The organism is Sulfidibacter corallicola, assembly GCF_017498545.1.
Lineage (GTDB): Bacteria > Acidobacteriota > Holophagae > Acanthopleuribacterales > Acanthopleuribacteraceae > Sulfidibacter > Sulfidibacter corallicola.
On the sequence record NZ_CP071793.1, the window covers coordinates 9,919,757 to 9,945,247 of the forward strand.

9 protein-coding genes are annotated in these 25,491 nt (G+C 60.7%); 6 read left to right on the forward strand and 3 right to left on the reverse strand.

Annotated elements, in window-relative coordinates:
* Positions 1-308 precede the first annotated feature (308 nt).
* Complete coding sequence (locus J3U87_RS29970) at positions 309-5,006, forward strand: Calx-beta domain-containing protein (RefSeq protein WP_237379475.1); 4,698 nt, start codon at positions 309-311, stop codon at positions 5,004-5,006.
* Positions 5,007-5,134: 128 nt separating this feature from the next.
* Here J3U87_RS29970 and J3U87_RS29975 read toward each other — a convergent pair whose 3' ends face one another.
* Positions 5,135-6,037, reverse strand: a complete 903-nt coding sequence (locus tag J3U87_RS29975) for a hypothetical protein (protein WP_237379476.1) — start codon at positions 6,035-6,037, stop codon at positions 5,135-5,137.
* 722 nt (positions 6,038-6,759) lie between these two features.
* Here J3U87_RS29975 and J3U87_RS29980 point away from each other — a divergent pair.
* The gene (locus tag J3U87_RS29980; RefSeq protein WP_237379477.1) at positions 6,760-8,712 is read left to right on the forward strand and encodes a vWA domain-containing protein; all 1,953 of its coding nucleotides are present in this window, start codon (positions 6,760-6,762) and stop codon (positions 8,710-8,712) included.
* A 136-nt stretch (positions 8,713-8,848) separates the two neighbouring features.
* Here J3U87_RS29980 and J3U87_RS29985 read toward each other — a convergent pair whose 3' ends face one another.
* Positions 8,849-10,789, reverse strand: coding sequence for a transporter substrate-binding domain-containing protein (locus tag J3U87_RS29985; protein WP_237379478.1), 1,941 nt, complete (start codon positions 10,787-10,789; stop codon positions 8,849-8,851).
* A 986-nt stretch (positions 10,790-11,775) separates the two neighbouring features.
* Here J3U87_RS29985 and J3U87_RS29990 point away from each other — a divergent pair.
* Positions 11,776-16,968 carry a two-component regulator propeller domain-containing protein gene (locus J3U87_RS29990; RefSeq protein ID WP_237379479.1) on the forward strand — a complete coding sequence of 1,731 codons (5,193 nt, stop codon included), beginning with the start codon at positions 11,776-11,778 and terminating at the stop codon, positions 16,966-16,968.
* Positions 16,969-17,225: 257 nt separating this feature from the next.
* Positions 17,226-19,232: a TonB-dependent receptor plug domain-containing protein gene (locus J3U87_RS29995; RefSeq protein ID WP_237379480.1), complete on the forward strand. Its 2,007-nt coding sequence runs from the start codon at positions 17,226-17,228 to the stop codon at positions 19,230-19,232.
* A 1,303-nt stretch (positions 19,233-20,535) separates the two neighbouring features.
* Here the strand turns inward: J3U87_RS29995 and J3U87_RS30000 are convergent.
* Entirely contained in the window at positions 20,536-21,360 is an 825-nt protein-coding gene (locus J3U87_RS30000) for a Cif family virulence factor (RefSeq protein WP_237379481.1), read from the reverse strand.
* A gap of 218 nt (positions 21,361-21,578) precedes the next feature.
* Here J3U87_RS30000 and J3U87_RS30005 point away from each other — a divergent pair, with 218 nt between their 5' ends.
* Both J3U87_RS30005 and J3U87_RS30010 read left to right on the forward strand, forming a co-directional pair.
* The gene (locus J3U87_RS30005) at positions 21,579-23,789 is read left to right on the forward strand and encodes a TonB-dependent receptor (RefSeq protein ID WP_237379482.1); all 2,211 of its coding nucleotides are present in this window, start codon (positions 21,579-21,581) and stop codon (positions 23,787-23,789) included.
* Between the two features lie 405 nt (positions 23,790-24,194).
* Complete coding sequence (locus tag J3U87_RS30010) at positions 24,195-24,935, forward strand: acetoacetate decarboxylase family protein (RefSeq protein ID WP_237379483.1); 741 nt, start codon at positions 24,195-24,197, stop codon at positions 24,933-24,935.
* Positions 24,936-25,491 lie beyond the last annotated feature (556 nt).

Sequence of the window (25,491 nt, forward strand, 5' to 3'; positions counted from 1 at the left end):
ATGCTTCATTATAAACGAGCTCGAAGATCTCGCCAGGATTTTGGAAGGCATCGCGAGGCCCCGACTCCCGAACGCCGATCCTGGCACGCGCGATCCATGTTTCAGATCAAGCACCAAAACAAAATTCGATTGTTTCACATTTTTTGGAAACTCATTTTTTTAATCTTTCCAACAATCGATGCGATGTATACTCGGGACATCCTCCCCACCACACAGATCACTCCATCGCATTTCAGCCGCCGATCGGCTATCGAGGCGTTTCTCAACCGCCACCGTGTCTTGCCGCACCATCCCAAGAGAGGTCCGCGATGCGCATTCTGGTAGGTAACAGTCTCTTTGCACTCGGGTTCCTGTGGTGTGCCTTTCCGCTTCTGAGTCAAACCACCTTGATCGACGACAATTTCGACGACAACGATACCGACGGTTGGTCGACCTTCGGCACGGTGACGGCCGCGGGTGGTTCGGTGGCCGTCACGAACGGTGCGCTGGTTCATCAAACGCAGATTCCCAATTCGGGAACGCTCCGGTTCCAAACGGACATTCGCTTCCCGGCACCCGGCGGCGGCATTCCCGAAGCACGGCTGATCTTTTCCCAGGACGCCCTGGCCGATCCAATCCAGGGCGACACGAGTTCCTATTCCTTCCTGGTCAAGGAAGAATTCGGCCAGTGGTTGATCTCGCTGGACCGCAACGACTTGTTCAACGAAACCATTTTGGCCACCAATACCATCGCCGGCGATTCCATCATGGACAACGTCTGGTACCGCATCAGCGTCACCTTCGCCGACGGTCAGATCGACGCGGCCCTGACCACCCTCGCCGGTGCCGAGATTCAGGCTTTCGAGGTGAACGACACGGCCAACGACGTCAACGGCACCTTCACGGGCCTCTACACCAACGGCGCCAGCCAGGTGGATTTCGACAACTTTTCGGTAGTGCTCGAAGGCGGCGGCACGCCCAGCGTGGCCTTTGCGCAGGCCACCGGCAACGGTGCGGAAACCGTAACCAGTGTCGACGTGGCGGTCAATCTCTCGGCGGCCTCGCAACAAACCGTCACGGTCGATTACGCGGTCACCGGCGGCAGCGCGGGCAACGGCGCCGATTACGATTTGGCGGCGGGCACCCTGACCTTCACGCCCGACCAGACGACGCGCAACATCTCGTTCACGGTTACCAACGACGCCGAAGACGAGGGCGACGAAACCATCGAGATCACGCTCAGCAATCCCGGCAACGCCATTTTGGGCAACCCGAGCGTGCACACCTACACCATTCTCGACGACGACGAACCCGGCGGCGAACCGCTGGTCCAGTTTTCCCAGAACAGCTCGTCGGGCTCGGAGGCCATCGCCAACGTGGCCCTGCCCGTCACGATCACCGGTACGCCCACCGGCACGATTACGATCGATTACGCGGTGACCGGGGGCAGCGCCACCGGCGGCAACGACTACACCTTCACGGCCGGCACCCTGAGCTTTCCCCAGGGAACCACGACGCAAAACGTCCCGATCGCGATCGTGGACGACGCGGAGGACGAGAACACCGAAACGATCCAGGTCACGCTCAGCAACCCCACCAACGCACAGTTGGGCAGCAACGACGTGCACACCTACTCGATCCTCGACAACGACGGGGGCGGCGGCCCCCTGGACGTGTCGGTCTTCGTCCAGGAAGCGCTGCCCGGCAACATCGCCACCGGCATGAACCGAACCGACGAATGGGTGCGCTTCGGCGTGCCGCTGCCCGATTCGGCCGATATCGCGTCGATCGATCAACTGGGCCTCAGCGGTGCCGACGACTACCAGTTCCAAATCCTGGCCACCCACGCCAGCGGCAACGCCCGCTGGGTCCTGGTCGACAGCCTGGTGGATTTCGATGGTGCGGCGGGGCTGACACTGCGGCTGACCGGCGGGGCGGGCAACGTGGCGGGCCCCGACCTGGCGACAGACAATGCCGGCGATGTGGCAATCGACACGGGTCCGATGGAAGTCACGGTGTCGAAAACGCGTGGCAGCATCGTGGAGAGCCTGACCGTGGACGGCCAGAACTACATCTCGAACCAAACCAACGAAAGCGGGGTCTGGATGCGATCGGCCGGCGGTACGGACTACTTTTCGAATCTCGACACGCCGGCTCGGACCCTGGCCGTCACCTTGGAAACCAACGGACCCGTGCGCGCCACCGTCCGCATCGACGGCTACCTCTACGACACCGGCGGCACCCGCTACCTGCGGTTCCGCGCGCGACTGCACTTCCTCAAGGGGGCCCGCCACTTCCTGGCCGAGGTCACCCTCGCCAACGACTACCAGGGCGGCACCGTGCAGGAGGTGGACGGCGCCCAACTCCGGCTGGACACGGTCATGGACAGCGGGGTGACCTACAGCGTCGGCGGCGTCAACAACGACCAGGACGAGACTTTCTCCAACCCGTTGAACACCGACCTGCACCTGGCCCAGGGTTACTCGACCTTCCGGAGTTGGGCCAACGACGACGGGCTGCAGACCCGATGGGTCAACTTCAACGGCTATCGAGCCTTCACCACCGACATCGCCAACCCGATCAACAACTCGGGCGATGCGGTCGACTACGCCCGCGGCTACGCCACCCTCGACGACGGCACCCGGCGCCTCCACCTGATCTACAAACAGCTCTCGGGCCACTGGTCGGGCGGCTACCAACTGGGCGCGGGCAACGGGACCTTCGCGTTCAATTTCCTCTCGGACCGGGTCACGCCGCAAGACCAAGCCAATTTCCGGTTCTCCTATTTCGCCCACGAAACGCGGGAGTTCCTGGTGGCGTTCGGCAACGGGCAAACCGCCGATTACTGGGAAAACCGGATGAACTATCCGCTCTTCGCGGTCTGCGACGTGGATCAGTACGCCTGCACCGGCGCAATCTGGAACCGCACCCGCCTTCCCAACAAGGCGCAGATCGACAATTATTACCTGAGTCTGAACGACCCGCCCACGCTCGACGATATCTGGCCCAACCTCCCGGAGAACCGCAGCGACGACATCTTCAATTGGGGTCGCCCCCAGGTGGCCGTGGTCAAGATCGGGTCCAGCTCGTCCGGCGGGCCCGACGGCAACTACGATTTCGTGTCCGACTACCTGATCCGCACGATTCTGGCGCGTTTGGGCTCCTATTACCTGCTCACCGACGCCTGGGTCACGGCCCTGACCGAACTCGCCATCACGCGCGGGTTCGACTACAAACCCGGCCTGGACACGATCGGGGAAAACAGCCTGGTCGAGCCGACGGCCACCGGCGGCGGCGCGGAAACCTCGAACGGCATCGGTGCGGGCATCAAGTTCTACGTGGAGTCGGAACACCCCCACTGGCTGGCGGTGCTGCCCTGGTACTACATGACGGGTAAGGAACGCTATCGCGACGCGATCCCCGACATCCTGGACCACCGCGAGTGGCTGAGCTGGGGCGGCCAGTTCCAGATGGACCTGTCCCAAGCGCCCGACCTCCAGGAACGCTGGTACACCTACGAACTGCGCAGCCTCAACTTGATGGGCTTCTTCGACACGCTGGGTCTCGCCGGCGGCGACGACACGTTGCTGCTCAGCCGCATGCAGCAGCAGGTCAATACCGAGGTCAGCGACGACGCCAACCAGAACGCGGCCGGTTGGGCACCCAATCGCGGCTTCTTCTTCGGCGGCGCGCCCTCGAACGACATCTCCACGCTCTTCTTCGTGGAAAAGCACATGGAGAACCTGTTGCTGGTGGCCCCGCTGTTCGCGCAGCTCTTCCCCAACGAGACGGACCTGCACAAAGGCCTGCGCGATCGCTTGCTCGGCTTCGCCTACTTCACCAATGTCGAGCTCTATCCGATCGCCAATGCGGCCGACACCTGGTTCGAGGTTCAGCTCTTCGTGCCGCCGCCCGACGATGCGACCGATCAGGGCGCCAACGGCTACATCACCAACAGCAACGGCATACTGGCCTACGCGTACGAACGCACCGGCAACGACGCCTTCCTCGACGACCACGGACGGGTCGTGCCGGAAGAGCTGACCATCTTCAACGGTGTCGGCAACGTACGCACCAACTTCCAGGCCCTGCGGTTCATTTACGACCTGACCCATCGCGACAAGGTGGACGTGGGTTTCCTGGACCTGGGCATCGACGACCAGGGCGGCGGTACCTATCGGTTGACCTGGACCAACCCCGCCAATGTGGACGTGGCCGAGTTGGTGCTGAAATTCAGCACCCGAACCATCGTCGAAAACCTGGACTTCAATCCCTGTGCGACGCTGTATTGTGGCGGCGGTACGCGCGGTTACGCGTTCGACCCGGCGACCAACGTAGCCTTCTGGGCCGCGGACGAACCCACCATCGGACCGGCGCCTGGCGACACGGAAATCACGCTGACGGGCCTGCCGCCTGGTTTGGGTGCCGACAACTTCCGGCTGAAGTACCTCAACCGGTTCGCGGTCACGGGCCTGGACAAGCGCGACGACGGGGGCAGCGAGACGACGGTCCAGTTCGCGACGGGCACCGGCACGGGTTCCGAAGCGACGACGGCGGTCAACGTGACGGTCACGCTCAGCGCCGCTTCCCAACAGACGGTGACGGTCGGCTACAGCGTGACCGGCGGGACGGCCACGGCCGGCGACGATTTCGTGTTGGCGGCGGGGACCCTGACGTTCGATCCCCAGACGACCACCCGCGACATCGCCCTGACCATCGTGGACGATCAGGTCGCCGAGCCCGACGAAACGCTGGTCATCGGCCTGAGCGATCCCACCAACGCGATGTTGGGCGCGCCGGCAGGGTTCACCTACACCATCGACGACGATGACGCCGGCGGCGATCCCTGTCCGTCCAGTCCGGTGATGGGCGGCGCCTCGGCCGACTGCGCGGACCTCGCGGCCTTGATCGCGGCCTGGAATACGGCGGCGGATCAAAACGAGACCTTCTCGGACACCACGGGCGAGGGCCGCCTGGACCTTCGCGAGGTGATCAGCCTGTTCAACTGCGTCGGTGCATGCGAGTGACTCGTTCGGGTGCGTCGCTCCGCGGTTGAACCATCTCTCAATCCAAAACGAGGAGGCTTCGGTAGGTGCAGCAAGCTGCTGCACCTACAGGTCTTGCCCGTCCTGCCCGACCCTTCCCCCATTCATGCTCAATCGCGCTGTGAGGTTCCACCGCGTTTGATAGTGAGGGTCAGATCCACTTGCCACCCCTCTTTCTCAATCTTCATCGAGGTTGGACGATCGAATGCAACCGGATAAGACCAGAAAAGTGCCCGTCTCCCATCACCCTCGATGAATGAAAAATGATAGAGAAGTTCATCGGCATTGATCCGTTCCAGGTACTCCAAGTCGATCCGGAAAAAGGACTGCCCCGCTTCCCCAGACCAGTGAGCCTGCCCCTGTTCGTGTATGGTCAGGGCAAGATGTTTTTTATCGAAGATGCGCTCTTGTCGATGGGAGACCGAGACGTCTCCGATCGCGATGGCCGTAACTTGCCAGTCACGCCAGAAGGCATCCGGGATTTCTTCTCGTAGGTATCCGGGTATCGCCGAAATGAAGCCGGCGACGACCGCCAAAGTCACCAGAATCCAGGGCCACGGTCTTTTAAAACGTGATGTCGCCGTTTCTTTTGCAGCCACCAGCACCGCTCGTTTGAGTGGCTGGAATACCACTTCAGCCAAGAGCAACCCGTAGAGCAGGCCCAACAACGCAGTGGCGATCGAGGGGGCGAGCCTGTCAGAATCGTTGACAGTGGCCAAAATTCGGATCAAGGAAATCACGACGAGAACCATGCCACCCGAATAAGCCAGTCGTGAACAAAAATCTAGATCGGTGGCGATTTCCGCTGGACGGCCCGGTCCGCGAAGTTGCTTTTTGGATAGGAGATCCCATATCTCGGATAAGGAGACGCGGGATCCGGTCATCAAGTGGCCGCCATACACGATGCCGAACACGATAAGTATCGATTGCATGTCGAGCAAAATAACGCGATCGAATTGGATACTGAAAAACAATGCAAAAAGAAGCACTGCCAACCCAGAGAGTTGCTTCATGAGTCACGCCCTTGGATATTTTGAGTAGCTCCGTTATCTGTCAGGGCGTCAAAAATCCTCGTCGAGGGCGGTGGGTTGCCACCACAAGGCACGTCTCTTGGCCAACCTGGAAGACGCAGGGGGAGACGCAGGGGGACAGTCAAATGTAAGCAACTGGAGCCGTTCGCTTTGGATACCTGGCCTTCACAAGGGGCCGTCGATTTGGATCCTGGGCCGATCTCTCGGTCGTCACCTTCGGATGACTCGCGGACCGCTCTTGTTGTTGCGGCAGGGCGCATTTCGGGATTCCGTCGTGGGGGGCAGGGGGACAGCCAAGTTCAAACAACTGCAAGTAAATCATTTGTATACGTTGCTCCGCTCTTGGGCTTCTTCTCGATTCGGGACTCTTGGGCTTCGATTGGTGCAGCAAGCTGCTGCACCTACCGGGCACCACGAATCTCTCAGCATTCGGGCTCTCCGATCTGGGAGTCAGCGATGCTCCCACGGTCGGGACATCGAGGTGTCTCCTCGACCGTTCTTTTGGTGGAGTGCGGTGCGTTGGGACACATCGAAACCATCGGTGATTCGAGGCCACTTACCCGCGTTGGCTGTGCCGTCGCGTATCCCACTGAAGCCACACGACTCATGCTAAATTGAAGATTCGAAACGCAGCTACCGACTATTCGAGACGGCGGCACGCATCCGACCTCCCGCCACTGAACGCTACTCAACGAGGATTCCCCATGCGCCACACCCTTTTACTTCCCCTGTTTTTCGCGTTGCCCTTCGTCGCCGCCGAAAACACCTACCTGGAATTGATTCTCGACGCTTCCGGCTCGATGTGGAACAAGCTCGACGATGGCCGCTACCGCATCGTCGCGGCCAAGGACGTGCTGGCCACCGTCATCCAGAGCCTGCCCGCCGACCGCGACGACCTGCACGTGGGTCTGCGCATCTACGGTTCCCGTGTCCCCCATCGCGAAGAAGGCGCCTGCGAAGACAGTCTGCTCGCCGTGAACCTGCGGGGCGTGGACCGTGACCAACTGCTGAAGGCCGTGCGCCGGGCTCGGGCCGTGGGCGCCACGCCCATCGCCCTGTCGCTGTTGAAGGCGGCCGAGGACTTTCCCGCCGAGGGCCGCAAGAGAATCGTGCTGGTGACCGATGGCCTGGAATCCTGCGACGGCGACTTGAAAGCGGCCGTCACGGCGCTGCGCGCCAATGGCGTCGAAATCGACCTGCACATCATCGGACTCGACCTGGACCCAACAGCCGTCGACGTCTTTTCACGGTACGCCACCATCGAGAACGTGACCAGCGCCAAGGCCCTCGCCGAAGCGCTCACCAAGGAGGTCGGTCAGTCGGTCGCGCTCGACGAAACCCACTACGACCTGCGCGTCGTCCTGAAACGCCAAGGCAAGGTGGAGACCACCGCAAAAGCGACGCTCGTCGATCCGGTCACGGAAGAGGCGCGCCATCTGGACACGAAAGAAGATCACTACCACATCCGCGCCAAAGCGGGCAGCTACCGCCTGAAAGTGGTCGACCTGCACGCCGGGACCCTGGAATTCAACGGCATCGCCGTCGCCGGGAACGCTTCCAATCGCTACGAATTCGAACTGGTCCCCGAGCGAAAGACCCACCTGGAAGTCACGCCGACAACCGCCACCGCGGGCGGGGAAGTGACCCTCCGCTTCCGCGGCGCGCCAAGCGAGGGCGAGCCCTGGGTCACCATCGTGACGGCCGACACACCGGACGGCACCCATGCGCGCTGGACCTACATCCAAGGGCCCGAAGGCGAAACGAAGCTACGCTGTCCCGACGAGCCGGGCCCTTTGGAGGCACGCCTGATCGCGACCCTGCCCAGCGGAATCGACACGGTGCTGGCACGGGCTGCGTTCACGGGAAAAAAGGCCGCAATCACGCTCGCGGCGACCGCTCCCAACGCCGGGACCCCCTTCCAGGTCGACTGGACCGGTCCGAACAATCCGGGAGATTACGTGACGATCGTGCCCGAGAACAGCCCGCCGGGAACCTATAAGAGTTGGGCCTACACCAAAAACGGGAGCCCACTGCAGTTGACCGCCCCGACCGCGGAGGGCCATTTCGAGCTTCGCTACGTCAGCGACGCCGGCACCACCCTTCATACCGTGCCGATTCGGATCAAGCCGCTGTCGGTCTCGCTGAAGGCTCCGGAACAAGTGAACGGCGGAGCCGCGTTCGAGGTGTCGTGGGAAGGGCCGAACGCATCCGGCGACTACATCACGATCGTGGCGCAGGCCAGCCCGCCAGGCAGTTACCTGAGCTACGCCTACACCAGGGCCGGTAAAACCGTCAGCCTGGAAGCGCCACTCGATGCCGGGCCCTACGAAATTCGCTACGTGAGCGACGCGGACAGCAGCACCCTGGCGAAGCGGCCGATCGAGGTCAAGTCTGTCGAAACGACCCTCGAGGTGGCCGACACCTTGACGGCGGGCCAACCCTTCCCGGTGCGCTGGCAGGGACCCAACGCATCCTCGGACTACTTGACCATCGTGCCGCGCGGCGCCGATGACGCCAGCTACGGCAGTTATGCCTATACCCGCCACGGAAACCCGCTCAACCTGACGGCCCCCGATGAACCCGGGGACTACGAGGTTCGCTACAACAACGAAGCCTCGGCTCGGGTCCTGGCCAGGGTGCCGGTGAAGGTGAAGTAGTTCCCGAAGGACGGTGGCGCGAGCCGTTTGCGTCGCCCCGCTCACCGTCGACAGGGCGCAACTCTCGGTCTAGGGGAACCGCGTCTCACCGTTCATCGATGGATGGAGAACCGGTGACCCGGGCCCTGCCTGTGGGTCAGTTGGGGGCCGTGGGTTCCGCCACTTCCATGGGCTCCGATGGGGCCAGGCAGGAATCCACGGTGGGCGGAGGCATCGAAACTCCGGGGGCCGTTCCCCGTTGGCTCTGGTCCGCAGGGTCCAGGTCCCAATGGGTTTCCAACGGCAGAAAGATCGCGAAGCAGGATCCTCTGTCCGCGCCTTCGCTGGTGATCTCCATGGTACCGCCCATGGCTTTCACCGTCTCCATGCAGTACTTGACACCGAATCCGTGACCCTCCCGCTTGGTCGTGAACCCGTAGGTTCCCAACTTCTTCAGGTTCTCGGGACCGATGCCCACCCCGTTGTCGCAGAAGCTCACCTTGACCCGTCGATCGTCGGTGAGTTCGATGCCCAGGAACAACTTCGGCTCGGGACAGGACTCCGAAGCCATCGCCTCCCGCGCGTTCTTGATGAGGTTCAGAAAGACGTGCGCCAATTTGGTGCGGGGATAGGGAACCAGTTGGGTGAAGGCGTAGTCTCGTTCGATCTCGATCGTGCGAGCCGCTCTTCCGCTGAACTGAATCTTGAGGGCGTCGTCCAGGACTTCGTCGAGCCGGCACTCGCCCGACCGCTCCACGGCAAACGTCTGTTGGGTTCGCGCCACCTCGCGAATCAGGCCGATCTGCTTGGTCAGCTCTTCCATCTCGCATTCCATTCGCTCCCGCTGCCGGTCCAGATCCTCTCCCGCCAGGCTGAGGAAATCCGGTAACTTGCGGCCGCGCTCGTCCTCGACGAGGAAGGTCGCGAGATGTTGGCGGTGCTGTTCCAGTAGGGCCAGTCCCCTCAACAGCGAGGGCAGTCTCGATTGCTCCATGACCCTTCGCAGGGATTGAGACCCCACCACCAGGCTGTTGACCACGTTCCCGATGTTGTGGACGGTACAATTGGCGATCTCACGAGCCATCGCCAACTCTTCCTGGGCGCGGGTGCGATCGGCGATCTCGCGCTGCAACTCGTCGTTTTTATCGTGGAGCTGGGCCGTGCGTCGCTTGACCCGCTCCTCCAGTTCGTCGTGGGCCTGCTGCAAATCTTCCTCGGCCCGCACGCGAACCCCGATCTCTTCCCGCAGTTCGGCCGTGCGCATCCGCACCACCCTTCGAAGCGAAAGGTTCCACAGCAGAATCAACGTGACCATCCCCGCGAACATCGGCAGCACGATCCGAAACAACGGCGACTGGTAGATGCTCGGCAGGCGCAACGAGATCCAACGACTGTAGATCGCGGAACCCTCCCTCTTTTCGAGATGCCTCATGGCCTTGGTCAAGATCGCGTGAAGCATCGGCTGGTCCTTGCGGGACGCCATGCCGAAATGGTAGGAAAAGTCCACATCGCCCGCGACACGCAGGTTGCCGAGCCCTTCTTTTTCGATCAGGTAACTCACCGTGCCCAGATCCGCCACATAGGCGTCCACTTCACCGAAGGCGACCATCCGCAATCCGTCCATGTCGCTGTCGGTCTCGATCAGGTCGAGCGTGGGATACACGGTTCGCAGATGTTCGGTCACCGCGAACGACTTGGCGGAACCCACCCGCATCGCCTCGAGATTGGCGATCTCCAGCGACGTTCCCGCATCGGCCCGGGTGATGATCACCGCCGGAAGGGAGATGTAGGGGTCCGTGAAATTCAGGTACTCGGCACGACTATCCATGTGGGTGATCGACGTGACGATGTCGAATCGCCCCTGCTTGGCGCCTGCGATGATCTGGGGGAATTCGAGCGGGTCGCTGAACCGGAAGCGAAGGTCCAATTCCCGCTCAAGCAGGCGCAGATAATCCGCGGAGACGCCGTGAATCTCGCCCTGTTCGTCGACGAACAGATAGGGCGGATAGTAGCGCTCCACCGCCACCAGGAGCGAATCGCGATGATTTGCCAACCACTCGCGCTCCGCATAGGACAGCGGAATGCCTTCGGAGTCCAACGAGCACCCCGAAAACGTGCATATCAAAAGAAAGGAAAGAACCGTGGAACTGTAAAAAAAGCCACGGCAACCAAAGTGAGCCGTCATGTCGATGTCCCCACCGAACGAACCTATCCAGCGTGATAGGCTCAAATCGCCCCGCTAGGGCAAACGGGTGAAAGGGAATGAGGGGGAATGTATTCACGACCGAATGCGATTTTTCAAGGATAATATGGATCACATTAAATTTACCAGGTGCCACCTTGTCATATTTTCACAAATCCAGTCATTTTCTCTGATTTTGTAGAACATCTAAAAAATTATACAAATTAACTGCAAAAAATACCAGATAATGTGGCGAACCTTACTGACACGGTCATCCAAAACCGGTTCAAAGTGGGACACTTGGGTCTGGTGGTCCCGTCGGGGATGCCCGTGCGTTGGCCGAGACCGTCCTCGTTGTGTATCGGATCGAGTGCGGCGGGCTGGAGCCAGGTCTTGTCGGGCTATGCGATCCACCAAAACCGGGCGGTGAGAAATCTCCAAATATCGCTAAAGATATCGGCGGCTCCGTGCGTTGTATTAGATAAATGCCAAGGTTCTGATATTCATGGCCTTAAAACCTAAAGTGAACGATTTGCGGCGGCGCCCCGATGCGGACGCCCGCTACCAACCTGTTGGGCCGCAACAGATCGGTACCATGCCCAGGATCCTTTCCCCCTTGGAAGACTCGCCCCGGACCGTCGCGATCCGAAAGCCCGATCGGAAACGATCGGTCACCCCCTCCACCCAATTCGCACACTCTAGGTCAAACTTCGCATACTCGAGGTCAAACAAGGTAAGATGGCACGTTGTCCCTTGGATCGACCCGCTATTCTGGGCATCTTCGTTCCCCCCTTCAACCTCCCAGACCCCGCCCGTTAGAGAACCTTGACCGATGATTCGTTGAGGGGCATCGGCTCATAAGCGGAATTCGAGTCCGGACATCGCGTTTTGGGAAAGCCCCTATGAAGTTCCCGGTTGCAAAAGCCACGTTGTTTTTTTTGTGCTTGGTGCTGGCGCCGCCCAACTGGGGTCCTGGACTCATGGCCCAGCAGAAAACGCTGCATTTCGCGCGCTACGACGACCAGGCGGGGCTGTCGCAGAACTCCGCCCTGAGCCTGCACCAGGATCGCAAGGGCTACATCTGGATCGGCACGCAAGATGGCCTGAACCGGTTCGACGGCTACACTTTCCGCACCTTCAAGAACGTGCCCGGAGATCCCCATTCCCTTTCGGACGACTGGGTATGGGTGATCGACGAGGATCGCAACGGCACCATGTGGGTGGGCACCCACTCCGGCGGATTGAACCGGTTTCACCGCGATACGGAGCGCTTCGATCGCTACCCGGCGGATCGGGCGAATCCCGACATGCTGGCGGACGCCGAAGTCCGGGCGTTCTACCAGGATCCACAAGGCACCATTTGGGTGGGCACCCGTCACGGCGGGTTGCACCGGTTGCGGGCCGACGGGCGCGGCTTCGATCGGCTGAACCGAACCGTACCCGGCGGACCCGACATGTCGCGGGCCTTCGTCACCGAGATTTTGGAGGACCGATCGGGCCTGCTTTGGGTCGGCAGCCACAAGGGACTATTCACCTTCGACTCCAGCCGCGAGATCCTGGTGCCCTACTTGGGTCCGTCGGAGCTGGACCAAATTCAGGTGACGGCCATCTTCGAGGGCGACGACGGCACCTTGTGGATCGGCACCACACAACACGGCCTCGTTCGCTTGAATCCGGTGACGGGCGAAGCCCGCGGGTATCGCCTTGACGACCAAATCTCCAATGCGGGCAGCGTCAACCACATCACCGGGCTCGTACCGGCTCGAGACGGGACCATCTGGTTGGCCACGCGAGTGGGTCTGCAACGCCTGACACCGGGTACGGAGTCGCTGGAAGCCTTTCGTCACGACCCGGGTGTGCCCGAATCGCTCTCGTCGAACCTGGTCCTGAGCGCGATGGAAGACAGCACGGGCGTGTTGTGGTTCGGCACCTTGGATCGCGGGGTCAACAAGTTCAACCCCAAAACCGAAGTGTTCGCCCACTACCAAAGCACTTCCGACACCGAACGCTCCCTGGGCGGCGACCAGGTGCGCTCGATGGCCCTGGACGCCGAAGGCCATCTCTGGGTCGGGCTCGGCGGCAACGGCTTGGATTTCGTCGATCGGCAAATGAACCAGGTCACCCACTATCGCAACGACCCCCAAGATCCGAATTCCCTCGATCACGACCTGGTGGAGGCGGTCTACGTGGATCGCGGCGGCTCGGTATGGGTGGGCACCTACACCGGGGTCAACCGCTTCGATCCGGAAACGAACGGTTTCGTTCGCTACCTGCCCGATCCCCAGAATCTCTCGTCGCCGGATCGGATCGGTGTCGATTTCGTGGTCGAGATTCTCGAGGACCGCGAAGGCCTGCTGTGGTTCGCCTCCTACGGCAAAGGCCTGGATGCCTTCGATTCGCGTACCGGTACCTACCGCCACTACGTCAGCAAACCGGATGACCCCACCACCCTGAGCAACGACACGGTGACGACACTGCTGGAAAACGAGGACGGCGATCTCTGGGTCGGGACCACCCAAGGCCTCAACCTGTGGAACCGGGAAAACGAGACCTTTCGACAATGGAGACACCAATCCGACGAAGACGGCTCCCTGAGTCACAACTCGGTGGTGAGCCTGTGCATCGCTGCCAACGGGGCGCTTTGGGTCGGAACCCACAGCGGACTCAACCGCTACCACCCGGAAACCGACCAATTCACCAGCTATTCGGAACGTTTCGGGTTCCTGAACGACAATTGCGTCGCCATGCTCGAAGACGATCAGGGCCGAATCTGGATCAGTACCAACAAAGGACTGATCCGATTCGAGCCGGAGACCGAGAAGTTTCGAACCTTCACCTACGACGATGGCTTGCAGGGCAATGAATTCCACATGGGTGCAGCCACCCGGAGCCCCGACGGCACCATGTTTTTCGGGGGGCTCAACGGCATCACGGTATTCGATCCGAATCTGATCAAGCCGGACAGCATCCCACCGAAGGTCGTCCTCACGGAATTGAGCCTGCTCAACAAACCGGTGGCCTTGTCCACACCGGCTCGACCCACGCCCCTGACCGTTCCCATCGACCGGATGAGCTCGTTGACGCTCGACCACACCCACAACGATTTCACCCTGACCTTCAGCGCGCTGCACTACGCCAATCCCCAGAAAAACCGGTTCCGCTACAAATTGGAAGGCTTCGACACACACTGGGTCAACGTCAATGCGAGCCGTCGCATCGCCACCTATACCAACCTGGATTCGGGCGAATACGTGTTCCGCGTGGAGGCCATCAACCTGGACGGGGTCGCCAGCGCACGGGGCCGTCACCTGGGAATTCGCATCACCCCACCGCCATGGCGAACCACCTGGGCTTACACTCTTTACTTCCTTGGAGGCAGCTTCCTTCTGATCTGGATCGTCACGGCCCAACGGCGCAAACTGGCGTTCGAACGCAGCGTGAACGAACGTCTCAAACAGGTCGACCGTCTCAAGGACGAGTTCCTCGCCAACACCTCCCACGAGCTGCGGACGCCATTGAACGGCATCATCGGCCTGGCGGAATCGCTCCGCGACGGTGTCGCGGGACCGGTCGCCGATCAGGTGGATGCCAACCTGGCCATGATCGTCTCCGGCGGACGCCGGCTGGCCAGCCTGGTCAACGACATTCTGGATTTCTCCAAATTGCGCAACCACAACCTGGAACTCAACCGCACGGCGGTCGATCTGCGCCCCCTGTGCGACGTGGTGGTGACCCTCTCGCGGCCCCTGATCCGTTCCAACAAGTTGGTCCTGGAGAACCAGGTGGAACGCGACATGATCGTGTACGCCGACGAGAATCGCGTCCTTCAGATTCTCCACAACCTGGTGGGCAACGCGATCAAGTTCACCGACGCGGGTTCCGTGCGGCTGCGGGCCGAACGCCGCGACGGCTTCATTCAGGTGGAGGTCAGCGATACCGGGATCGGCATCGCCCAGGAGCAGCAGGAACGGATTTTCGAGTCCTTCGCCCAGGCGGACGGCTCCGACGAGCGCAGCTTCGGCGGAACGGGCCTCGGTCTTTCGGTCAGCAAGGAACTGGTGGGCCTCCACGGCGGCACCATCGGGGTGCACTCCACCCGCGGTGAGGGTGCCACCTTCTTCTTCACCCTGCCGATCTGCGACGCGGCGCCCGAATCGATTCAGATCGGCCAGGCGGCGACCCAGGTGCCCCGACCGATCCCCGACCTCGCCGCCAACGCCATCGTTCGCCCGACCCGCGAAGGTAGCGATGCCCGCATCCTGGTCGTGGACGACGAGCCCGTCAATCGCCAGGTGTTGATCAACCATCTTTCGATGCGCGGATTCCACAGTGTCGAGGCCAGCGACGGACACGAAGCCTTGCGGCTCATTCGCGAGGAGACGCCCTTCGACCTGGTGCTGTTGGACGTCATGATGCCGCACCTCTCCGGTTACCAGGTGTGCGAAGAGATCCGCAAACAATTCGGTCCCCACCAGTTGCCCATCATTTTCCTGACCGCCAAGAACCGCGTCAGCGACCTCGTCTCGGGCTTCGCGATCGGTGGCAACGACTACCTCACCAAGCCGATCATGAAGGAGGAGTTGCTGGCTCGAGTAGACACCCACTTGGATTTGGCGCGTTTCAACCACGACCTGGAGAAGAAGGTCAACGCCCGCACCGCCGAGTTGCGGCTGCGCAACGAGGAACTGGAGACCCTGGACCAAATCGTGCGAACGGTCAACCAGCAGGTCCATCTCGGGGAGTTGGCGCAGACGCTGCTCGACCAGGCGATCGCCCTGGTCTATTCGGCCCGGAAGGGGTTCTGCCTGGTCTACGACGACACCGAACAGGTCTTTCGCTGCGAGGCCGCCAGCGGCTATACCGCCGGAGGACTCTATTTGGAGGAGCACGCGTTTCAGCAGTTGCTGAACGAAGATCAGTTGATGCCGCAACAGACGACCTCGGGCGTCTACACCATTCGCGGCGACCTGCAACCGCGCAACGGCATCAGCCTGCCGCTGGCGGCTTCACGCCTTCTGATCGCGATGCCGTTCGGCAGAACCATGGGGGCCTTTCTGGTGCTCGACCATCCGGAAACGCCGGATGCCTTCCGCGACACCGACATCCACATGCTGTCGCGTTTTCGCGAACACGCGGTGACGGCCATGACCAAGACAAAAATGATTCGCGACCTGGTCAAGACCCGCAAAGACCTGGTGGATTCGGCCCACGTGGCGGGCATGGCGGAGATCGCGGTCAACGTGGTCCACATGGTGGGCAATTCCCTGAACAGCCTGACCACCACGACCCAACTGCTCGAAACCGAGCTGAAAAACAACCGCAACCTGACCTTTTTCGACAAGCTGATGGGCAAGATGAACCCCGACGACGAGCACTGGGCCACCTTCGTGGAAAACAGTGAACAGGGTCAGAAGGTGCGCGAGATTTTCAGCCGCATCGGTGCCGGACTCCACGAGCACCAACAGAAACTGGCCCGGGAGGTGGATGACCTGTCCGCCCACGTGCGCAACATCCAATCGGTCCTACAGGACCAGGAACGCTACGCCGGTCTCGCCGAACACTACGGCGAGCGCGTACGTCTGCGCGAAGTGATTCGGGCCGCGGTCGACAACGCCTCCTACCTGTTCGAGGAAACGGACATCCACATCGTTCGCGAAATCGAGGATGTGCCGCCCGTCTGGCTCAACCCGGTCAAAATGCAACGCATCCTGCTGTGCCTGCTCAAAAATGCCTGGGAGGCGATGCTGCAAAGCCATCACAAGCAGATCACGATCCGCTGCAAGGATCACGGAGACGAGATCCACCTTTCGGTGAGTGATACCGGGAGCGGCATCGCCCTGGCCGAACACCCCAAGATTTTCGCGCAAGGGTTCACCACCAAGCAGGATGCCAAGGGATTCGGTCTTCATTATTGTGCCAACGCGGTCTCGGAGATGGGGGGCACCATCGAAGCCAACAGCTCGGGACCCGGCGCCGGCACCACCGTGACCATTCTGTTGCCGCGCAGGGAAGGTCCCCTGCCACAGGAGCCGGATGCCGCCGGAGAAGCCGAGCAGGCGACCAATACCGGCGAGATTCAGCGGGGTGTTGGCTGAATTTGTCATCGGACGGAGCGAATTCGTACCTCTGCCGGTGCGACGAAATCGAAAGGCGTTCCCAAAGTTTCGGGATTGAATCGTCTCATCCCCATCGACCCGAATCCAACGATGCGGGACCGCCGAATCCCGGCCAGGGTGAAATTTAACCTTGTGTCGAATCATAAATATGAATTAAAAAAATAAAGACTTCGTTAAACTTTATAGATAAACCAAGAAAAAAGAATCCCCGCCACTACCTGAAAAGGGGGATCGCTATGGGACCCTATCTTCGCCTGGTCACGATCGCGTTCTGTTTCACATGGGCGTTCGCGGACGACATGGACTTGATGGAGCTCAGCCTGGAAGAGCTGCTGACCATGGACGTCACCTCCGCCACCAAAACCACGGGGGTGACGCTCCAAAAGGCACCCAGTGTCATCCGGGTGTTCACCCGCGAAGATATCGACAAGTTCGGGTTCACCACGCTCTACGACATGCTTTCCAACGTGCCGGGCATCCAAATCCAGGAGTATCGTTCCGGCCACCAGTTGTCGTGGATTCGCGGGGTGCAGGCCCGCTACAACAACAAGATCCTCTGGCTCATCGACGGGATCCCCATTCGCGACAGTTACTACGGGCACAGCTTTCTCGACGAAGGCTTTCCACTGGAAATCGTCGAACGGGTGGAGGTCATCAACGGTCCCGGAAGTGTACTCTACGGGGCCAATGCCTTTTCCGGGGTGGTCAGCATCAAGACGCGGCAGTCCGGGCGCGAGGTCAAGGCCGGCTACAGCAGTCACTCCAGCCCGGAAGGGGCCCTCTACTGGACGGAAAATTCCTGGACCTTTTACGGGGGCTTCTTCGATTCCGAGGGCTTTTCGCCCCGTCTGAACAACGACGGCAATGCCTGGGAACACAATCAGGACCGCGAGCGCACTTCGGCGATGATTCGCTACAAAAAGGGACCCTGGGAAGCGGTGGTCAGCGCCACCGAATTCGAATATGCCGAGAACCACCGGGATTCCCGCAAGGACCGTTCGATTTCACGGGACCCGGCCTATGGTGCCATCAAGTACACCCGAAGCTACGACGATGCGTTTTCGGTCAACCTGGTGGCGTATTACGAACAGTATCCGCTGAGCAAGTTTCAACACCGGTTCGATGCCTCCGGCCAGATCACGCGCATCGAACGGGAAGTGTTCGATACCCTGATGTTCGGCACCGATTTGGACATCACCTATCGCACCAGGAACCACACGCTGGTGTTCGGCGCGTCTTTTCAACACGACGAAGACGACGGCATGTTCGCGGAAGACCTGTTCCCCGAACCGGAGCGCTCGAACAGCCTGGCGGTTTCGGGTGTGCAACGCGACAACATCGGGGTGTTCATTCAGGACATGTGGGATTTCGACGAAAAGTGGGCCCTGGTGACCGGCATGCGTTTCGACCATCTCTCCGATTTCGACAACGAGTGGAACTGGCGAGTGGGATTGGTCACCGAGCAGGCGTCGTTCTACGGCAAACTGTTGGTCGGCTCCGCGTACCGCGTCCCCTCGTACCGCGAGTACTTGGACGTGGCGGCATTCAACTTCGGCCTCGAGCCGGAACACATGACGACCATCGAACTTCAAATCGGCAAGAAGCTGGCACGCAGCGACATGAACCTCACTTTCTACCGGAACAGCTACGACGATTTCATCAAAGACCTGTTCGTCACGACGATCCGGGAACCCGACGGCGACCGCCTCATCGACGACGAGTACGCCATCAACGCCGAAAACCGGGAGATCACGGGCCTGGAAGCCAACATCCGCTACTTCCCGACCGACGCGATCACGGTCGGAATCGGCCTCGAGGCGGTCTTGGACGCCACCGAAACGATCGGCGACATCGACAGCGACATCATCACGTCGACGGAGAACGAGACCGCGGAAACGGACCTCTTTTTCCTCGCGGACTTCACCTTCAACGCCATGATCGGCTATCGATTCGGCAAGGGTCACCGAGTGGGAGCCAACCTGTTCTATTTCGGCGATCGCGATGTGCCGGAGGGCTATCAATCCGGCGTTCCGGTGGAAAACCAGGACAGGGGCCTGGCCGACGCGTTCTTCAAACTGGATCTGTACGGAAAGTGGTCCTTCTCGCAACGCCTGGCGTTCAAGGCCCACGTTTACAACGCCTTGGACGAGGAGATCTACTCGCCCTCGTTCGACGATCCCGCCAAATTCGACAACGAGTGGCCAGGGGCGGAGTTCCGCGGCACACTGACTTACAAATTCTGAGGGGGGTGGCGTTCGGTACATGACTCGGGGAGGCTGTTGCCGTCGTAAAGAACTTGAACCCCAGAGTCGCCACTCAGGTCGATGTGCTTCAAGTGGGTAACTCATCGAAGCGAGACGCAAGGGAGTTCCCGCATTTGCCGGAGAGGCGTCGTCGCAGTAGGTACCGGGCCCGCCCAGGGCGCCGGGCCGACTTTTCCAAGCGATCCAGGCAACGGGCGATCGAAATACCAATGAGCGAAGCCACTCGCTCCGTATCACGTCCATGTCGAAGTACGTTGCCTCCAGAGTTCCCGCATGCCGAGAGAGACGTCGTCGTCGTAGGTTGGCCGGCTCGGCCGACTTTTCGAAGCGATCCAATCGCGCTGTCGCCGCATGCCGAGAGAGTCGTCGTGCCAGGTAGGTCCATCGGCCCGATGGACTTTTCGAAGCGATCCATGCGTGGAGTTCCCGCATGTTTTGAGGATTGGGATTGCAGTAGGTTGGCCCGCTGGGCCGACTTTTTGACGCAAATTCCGACCAATGCACTAAGCCGGGATTTCTGCTCTATATTCGAACTTTACAGAGTTTGTTACATAAGAGCCACGCACCAGCGGGCTAACCCGCTCGATTTCGAGAATGAAACAAGGCGAAGTGAGCTAGCATGGTGGTCCCGGCTGCCTGAGAGGGTTGTCATGCCAGGTAGGTGCGACCGCTGGTCGCACATTCCAAAGCTCCTGCTTCTATTGGTGCTTCGCTCTTTGGCGTCTCGCATCTGCGGAGTGTGGATCGCTTCGAAGTGTCGGCCGGGCCGGCCAACCTACTGCCGCGCCGATCCTCAAAGCATGCGGGAACTCTGATCATGGATCGCTTCGACAAGTTCATCCGGCGGGCTTACCGCCCCTGATGCCCCTACCTGGCACGACGAATCTCTCGGCATTCGGGGACTCCAAGCAAGTTTGTTTCAAGAGAGCCACGAACAAACGGGGCGTATGCCCAGCTTGATTTCGAGAAAGAAACAACGCGAAGCGAACCAGTATGGTGGTCCCGGCTGCCTGGGAGGGGCGTCGGGCAGGGCCGGTAAGGCCAGGTAGGTTCGACCGCTGGTCGCACGTTCCGAAGCTCCTGCTTCTATTGATGCTTCGCTCTTTAGCGTTTCGTATCTGCGCAGCCTTGATCGCTTCGAAATGTTCAGCCGGCGGCTGAACCTACCGGGCACCACGAATCTCTCGGCATTCGGGCACTCCAATCGGATTCGTCGGAGGAGCGCAACCCATCGGCCGATCGAATCCGCCATTCCGAATCGGGTTGACCTCGGCGGTTCCGGTCAGCGTTTGAGGCCGCGCACCAGTTCGGCCAACAGGCGGTACTCGCCCTTTTCCAACTGCCATACCCTCAGGTAGAGGAACTCTTTTTCCGAGTTCGCGTAGCGGCCCGTGCCGTAGGTGAACCCCAGACTGCCCGAACCGTCGAGCTTGCCGCCCATGGGCTCCCAGGTGCCGCCGGCTTCGAAGGCCCCCTTGGCCACGGCCGCGTCGCGGCCCTGAATCGGTCGGGTCCCTCTGCGATACAACCGCACGTTTTGCGACGCCACTTTTTCGAAGGCCTGTTTCCAGCCACCTGATCGTTCCACCAGGCCAGCGTAGTGACGATCTCGTTCGGCGAGGATTTGCCATCCCTTCTCGGATTTGCGCGTCTCCTGGAGGGCGCGACCCTCCACCAGTTTCTCGGGCCAGTTGGCTTCCGGCATGTCGTCGTGGCTGACGCCGTCGTCGATCAGGACGCGCCAGCTTCCGTCCGCCTGCTTGCCCCACACCGACAGGAAGTGTCCGTAGTAACCCTGTCCGCCGGCCTCGTCGCGGAAGACGTAGGGGCCGGTCGAAAGGCCCATCGATCGATCGGCGGAGATGACCACATGGGTCGGCTGCCACCACAGAGTGGCTTTACTGGGCTTTTTCTCGCGGAAAAAGTCCGCCCCGTTCACGGGCGTCGGCCGAAAGAGGATGGAATCGTCGGCCACCCACTTTTTGAAGGCCTCGACGATGGTGCTCTCGCGGGACGTCTGGGCAAAGGCCCGTTCTGCCTCGGCAACCGGGTGCCACACCGGCTCGTGTACCAGGGTCGACAGCAGCCACATAGAAACCATGCTCATGGACAAAAACATCTCATCCCCCATTCGTGATCACATTTTTTTGTTGGTTCCTCAGCATACCTGAATCGGCGGATGACGGCACCCCAAGTCGGCGGAAATTCACCGGATGGCGGTTCGCATCGGGCGGTTCCGGAAAAATCCGGACCTCGCGGGTGGGTTTTGTCGTAACTTGTGGTAATTCCCCGCAAGCATCGGGTAGAAAATCCCAGGAGGCCTCAGTGCGTACCGTCCCAGCCCGTCGTTCGATCGTGATCTCGTTGTTTTTGTGTTGGATGGCTTTGAGTACCACGGCGGGAGACGCGCCCGAAGGGGCCGCCGACACGCCGCCCGCCCCCGCCACCGAAGCAGAGGCTGCCGGCACGGAAAGTCCCGCCCCCATGGTGGACGATTACCTGCGCGTCGTCGAAGAAAACCGGACCCTGGTCCCCAAGACCAACACGGCCGGGACCCGCCTGCCGCTTACCGTTCAGCGCACCCCCGCCAGCGTGGTCGTGGTCCCCGAGAAGGTCAACGACGAACAGACCAACCTGGTCCTCGGCGATGTGTTGCACAACGTGAGCGGCGTTCAGAGCCATACCAATTTCGGCGTACACGATTACTTCATGGTACGCGGCTTCGAATCGCTGACCGCCAGTACGGTTTTGACCGATCTGGCGCCCGAACCGGAAGCCACCTTCTACCACATGTACAATCTCGAACGGGTCGAGGTCATCAAGGGGCCAGGCGCCTTTTCATACGGCGCCAATCCACTTGCGGGCACCGTCAATCTGGTGCGCAAGCAACCGCTGTTCGACCGGTTCACCCAGCTCGAGGCAACCGGCGGAAGTTTCGGCCTCGGCCAACTGGCCCTGGACGCGAACGGTACCGCCACCCACCGCGGCCTGGCCTTCCGCATCAACGGGCTGTGGCGCGAAGCCGACGGCTATCGCGACGACAAGGACCAGGAAGTGCGCGCCTTCAACCCCTCGATCCGCTGGCAGATCGGCGCCCACCACGAGGTGGTGTTCAACGCCGAGATCGCCCGTGCGGAGTACACGCCCGACGCGGGACTCCCCTTCCTCCAAGGTGCGCCGGCCGATGTGGATCCGGAGACGTCCTACGCGCTGCCGACCGACCTCTCCGAACAGGACGTCACCCGCCTGCGGGTGGATTACCAATACCGGGCCCCGGCCGGCTGGGTACTGCGCAACCGCACCTATTTCAATGAGTTGGATTGGCAATCCGCGGGCACCATCTACACCGCGGTGGCGCCAGGGCCCACCGGGTCGCTCAACCTGCTCCGGCTCCAGACCCATCTCGACGATCACCAAAAATTCTCCGGGAACCAATTGGAGTTCTCCTGGTCCCGTCAGGGCGCGGTGGATCAGGTGTTCCTCGTGGGACTGGAGCTTCGTCGCGAAACCGACGTGTTCGATTTACGGCAGTTCGGGGCCCAACCCAGCGCAAACTTTCCCGTGCCGTTCATGCCGATCGACCTGTTGCAACCGCAGGAATTCTACACCGCGGCACCCACCTATCCCGTGGGCGGCCCCACCCTCTCCGACAGTACCCGAGAGACCCTGGCCCTCTACGCCGTGGACCATCTTCGCTTCGGTTCACGCTGGGATCTGATCATCGGGGCGCGTTTCGACCGCGTCGACTACGAGGCCGACATCAGCCTGGACCTGGGTGGCCTGCAGGTCCCGGCCCGCATCGATCGGCGCGACGAGGAAGTGAGTCCGTTCCTCGGTTTGGTGTTTGCGCCGAATGAACGGCTCTCGTTCTACATGAACGCCGCGACCGCGTTCGCACCGCCCAGCACGCTGGCCCTGGATCAGGCCGAGCCGGAAGAGAGCGAGCAGAACGAGTTCGGCGCCAAACTGAGCCTGTTGGATGGGCGCCTGAGCGCGAGCACGGCGATCTACCAGCTCGAGCGCCAGAACATCCTGATCCCCGACGAAACCGGGGTCACCGGGCAAAACGGGGATCAGCGATCGCGCGGGCTCGAGATGGACCTGATCGCGAGCCTCGATGGCGGCTGGAGCCTGCTGGCCAACTTCGCGTTCATCGACGCGGAACTGACCCGGCTCAGCCAATTGGACGCGTTCGGCATCTGGGAAGACCTGTCGGGCAACGAGCCGGCCTTCGTGCCGGAGCGGTCGGCCGGGCTGTGGCTCGCCAAGGCTTTCGACAACGGATGGTTGCTCAATGGGGGCGTGCGCCACGTGGGCGATCGCTACGTTTCCGTGTTGAACCGAGATGTGGCGGATGCCTTCACGCTGTTCGATGCGGGCATCGGCTACCGCCACAAGCAATGGCAGGCCATGGTGAATTTCAAGAATCTCGGCGACGAGTTCTACTTGACCCGCGGCACGAACACCCCGTTGGTGAGCGCGGCGATTCCGGGCAACGGCTTCGAGACCCGCGCCCGACTCGGCGTCAAGTTCTAGTGGGTGTCCATCCGGCCGGATCGGCACGGATTCGGGTTCCACCAAAGCGCTCGTTTACATGTGATTGGCCGGCACCTGCCGCCGATGATCACTTGGATGGTTTCTCCCACCCGCTCCACCCCGTTTGGCTGAAATCAAGCTGAAACCGCATTGCCGATCCGCGCCGTCGACCAAACGCGGTCGTGAAGGCCGTGTAGTTCAAAACCACCAAATGACACATGCGTCACTTTTCCTGAATATGTGTCTTGGTTTCAGTTGTCGCCTCTCCGCGGTCCGGTTTAAATGAGGGGATCCGGCTTCTACATCGCGGGCGGTGTATCGCCCTTCCAGCCCTACCCCCACGGGAAGGTACCGCCTGCCATGGGTTAGCCCGCCGAACCATTTTCGATGAGGAGAATTGGAACCATGAACATCGTGCTTCGCTTCCTGACGGTCCTCCTGTGTGTCTCGCTCAACCCACTCGCCTTCAGTGCAGATTTGGCGGCGGAGGAATCCGTGGATCCTCCTTGGACCCTTCGCGGCGACGGCTATATCATCGTCACCAAATCGTCGACCGCCCAGAACCTGGAGGATGCCGCCATTCCCGACGAACTGGTGGACAGTTACGTCAATGACATCAACATCACCATGCTGGTGGACTATCGCGATTCACCGGTCGGCCCCTATGGCGAGCTGCTGTACATGCCGGGGAACTTTCGCTTCGCGGACGGAAAACGACACTTCAGCATCACGAGGATTTACGTGGATTCGCTGGCCAGTCTGGAGGATGGCAGGCGCAACTGGGGCATCCCCAAGGAGTTGGCCGAATTCTCTTTCGAGCCCGACGGGCGTGACCGCGAGAAGGTGACGGTGCGCGCCGATGGGGAGGTGTTCGCCGAAATGCGGTTGACCACGTTCGGCCCCCCTTTTCCCGTGAACACCGTTTGGATACCGGAAATCTTCCGTACCCTCGGCGAGGTGCTGAACGGGTGGACCTACGTGTTCGCGCTGAGCGGCACAGGCCATGCGCGTTTGGTCCATTTCGAACCCCTGTACTTCGATCCGGTCTATTTTCCGGATATGAACCAACGCCATGTGATCGCCGCGTTTCGCGTGGAGAACTTCACCCTGGAGTTCCCGATCCCCGAGGTGTTCGAAACGCCTTGACCACAACTCTCGCTAGTTGGAGGCGAGCACCGGTCTTTCTGGACCACCGAGTGGTTGAGGAGACGAAATCTCCCTGAACTGGTTAGGGGTTTCTCTGTAAGGAACAGGACAATTTCGTCCACGAATCACTCGAATTACACGAATCAAAGTATTTCCACGAAATGGTTCGCGCAGTGCCGCCGGCCATTCAAAAAATCGGGAATACGGAATCCGAGGATGATTTTTAAATCCGTGTCAATCCGTATGATTCGTGGACCGTTTTTTTTGCCAAAGATGAGCCACAAGGGGATGGTTTGCTGAAAACGAGTGTCGAAGCTCCTGGAGCTTTCACTTAACGAAGGTCGTTTTTCTGGGGCGCACCCAATCCTGGCTTCATGGCGATCGTTTGTTTCCAGGATAGACAACATCAACGAAACCATAAACACATAGTTACAAGAGATTTATGACAAACGCACAAAACTCCGTCCCCTCTGTGACCTCTCTTGAAACAAAGTGGTGCATTCAACCTGATCAGGGTCTTGCCGTCGTCAAATCTTGATCAGGAAGGCAGGAATGA

Excerpts from the sequence above, each read along its gene's own strand:
- J3U87_RS29975 (WP_237379476.1), bottom strand. The coding sequence starts at position 6,037 with ATGAAGCAACTCTCTGGGTTGGCAGTGCTTCTTTTTGCATTGTTTTTC.
- J3U87_RS29970 (WP_237379475.1), top strand. The coding sequence starts at position 309 with ATGCGCATTCTGGTAGGTAACAGTCTCTTTGCACTCGGGTTCCTGTGG.
- J3U87_RS29980 (WP_237379477.1), top strand. The coding sequence starts at position 6,760 with ATGCGCCACACCCTTTTACTTCCCCTGTTTTTCGCGTTGCCCTTCGTC.
- J3U87_RS29995 (WP_237379480.1), top strand. The coding sequence starts at position 17,226 with ATGGGACCCTATCTTCGCCTGGTCACGATCGCGTTCTGTTTCACATGG.
- J3U87_RS30010 (WP_237379483.1), top strand. The coding sequence starts at position 24,195 with ATGAACATCGTGCTTCGCTTCCTGACGGTCCTCCTGTGTGTCTCGCTC.
- J3U87_RS30000 (WP_237379481.1), bottom strand. The coding sequence starts at position 21,360 with ATGAGCATGGTTTCTATGTGGCTGCTGTCGACCCTGGTACACGAGCCG.
- J3U87_RS29990 (WP_237379479.1), top strand. The coding sequence starts at position 11,776 with ATGAAGTTCCCGGTTGCAAAAGCCACGTTGTTTTTTTTGTGCTTGGTG.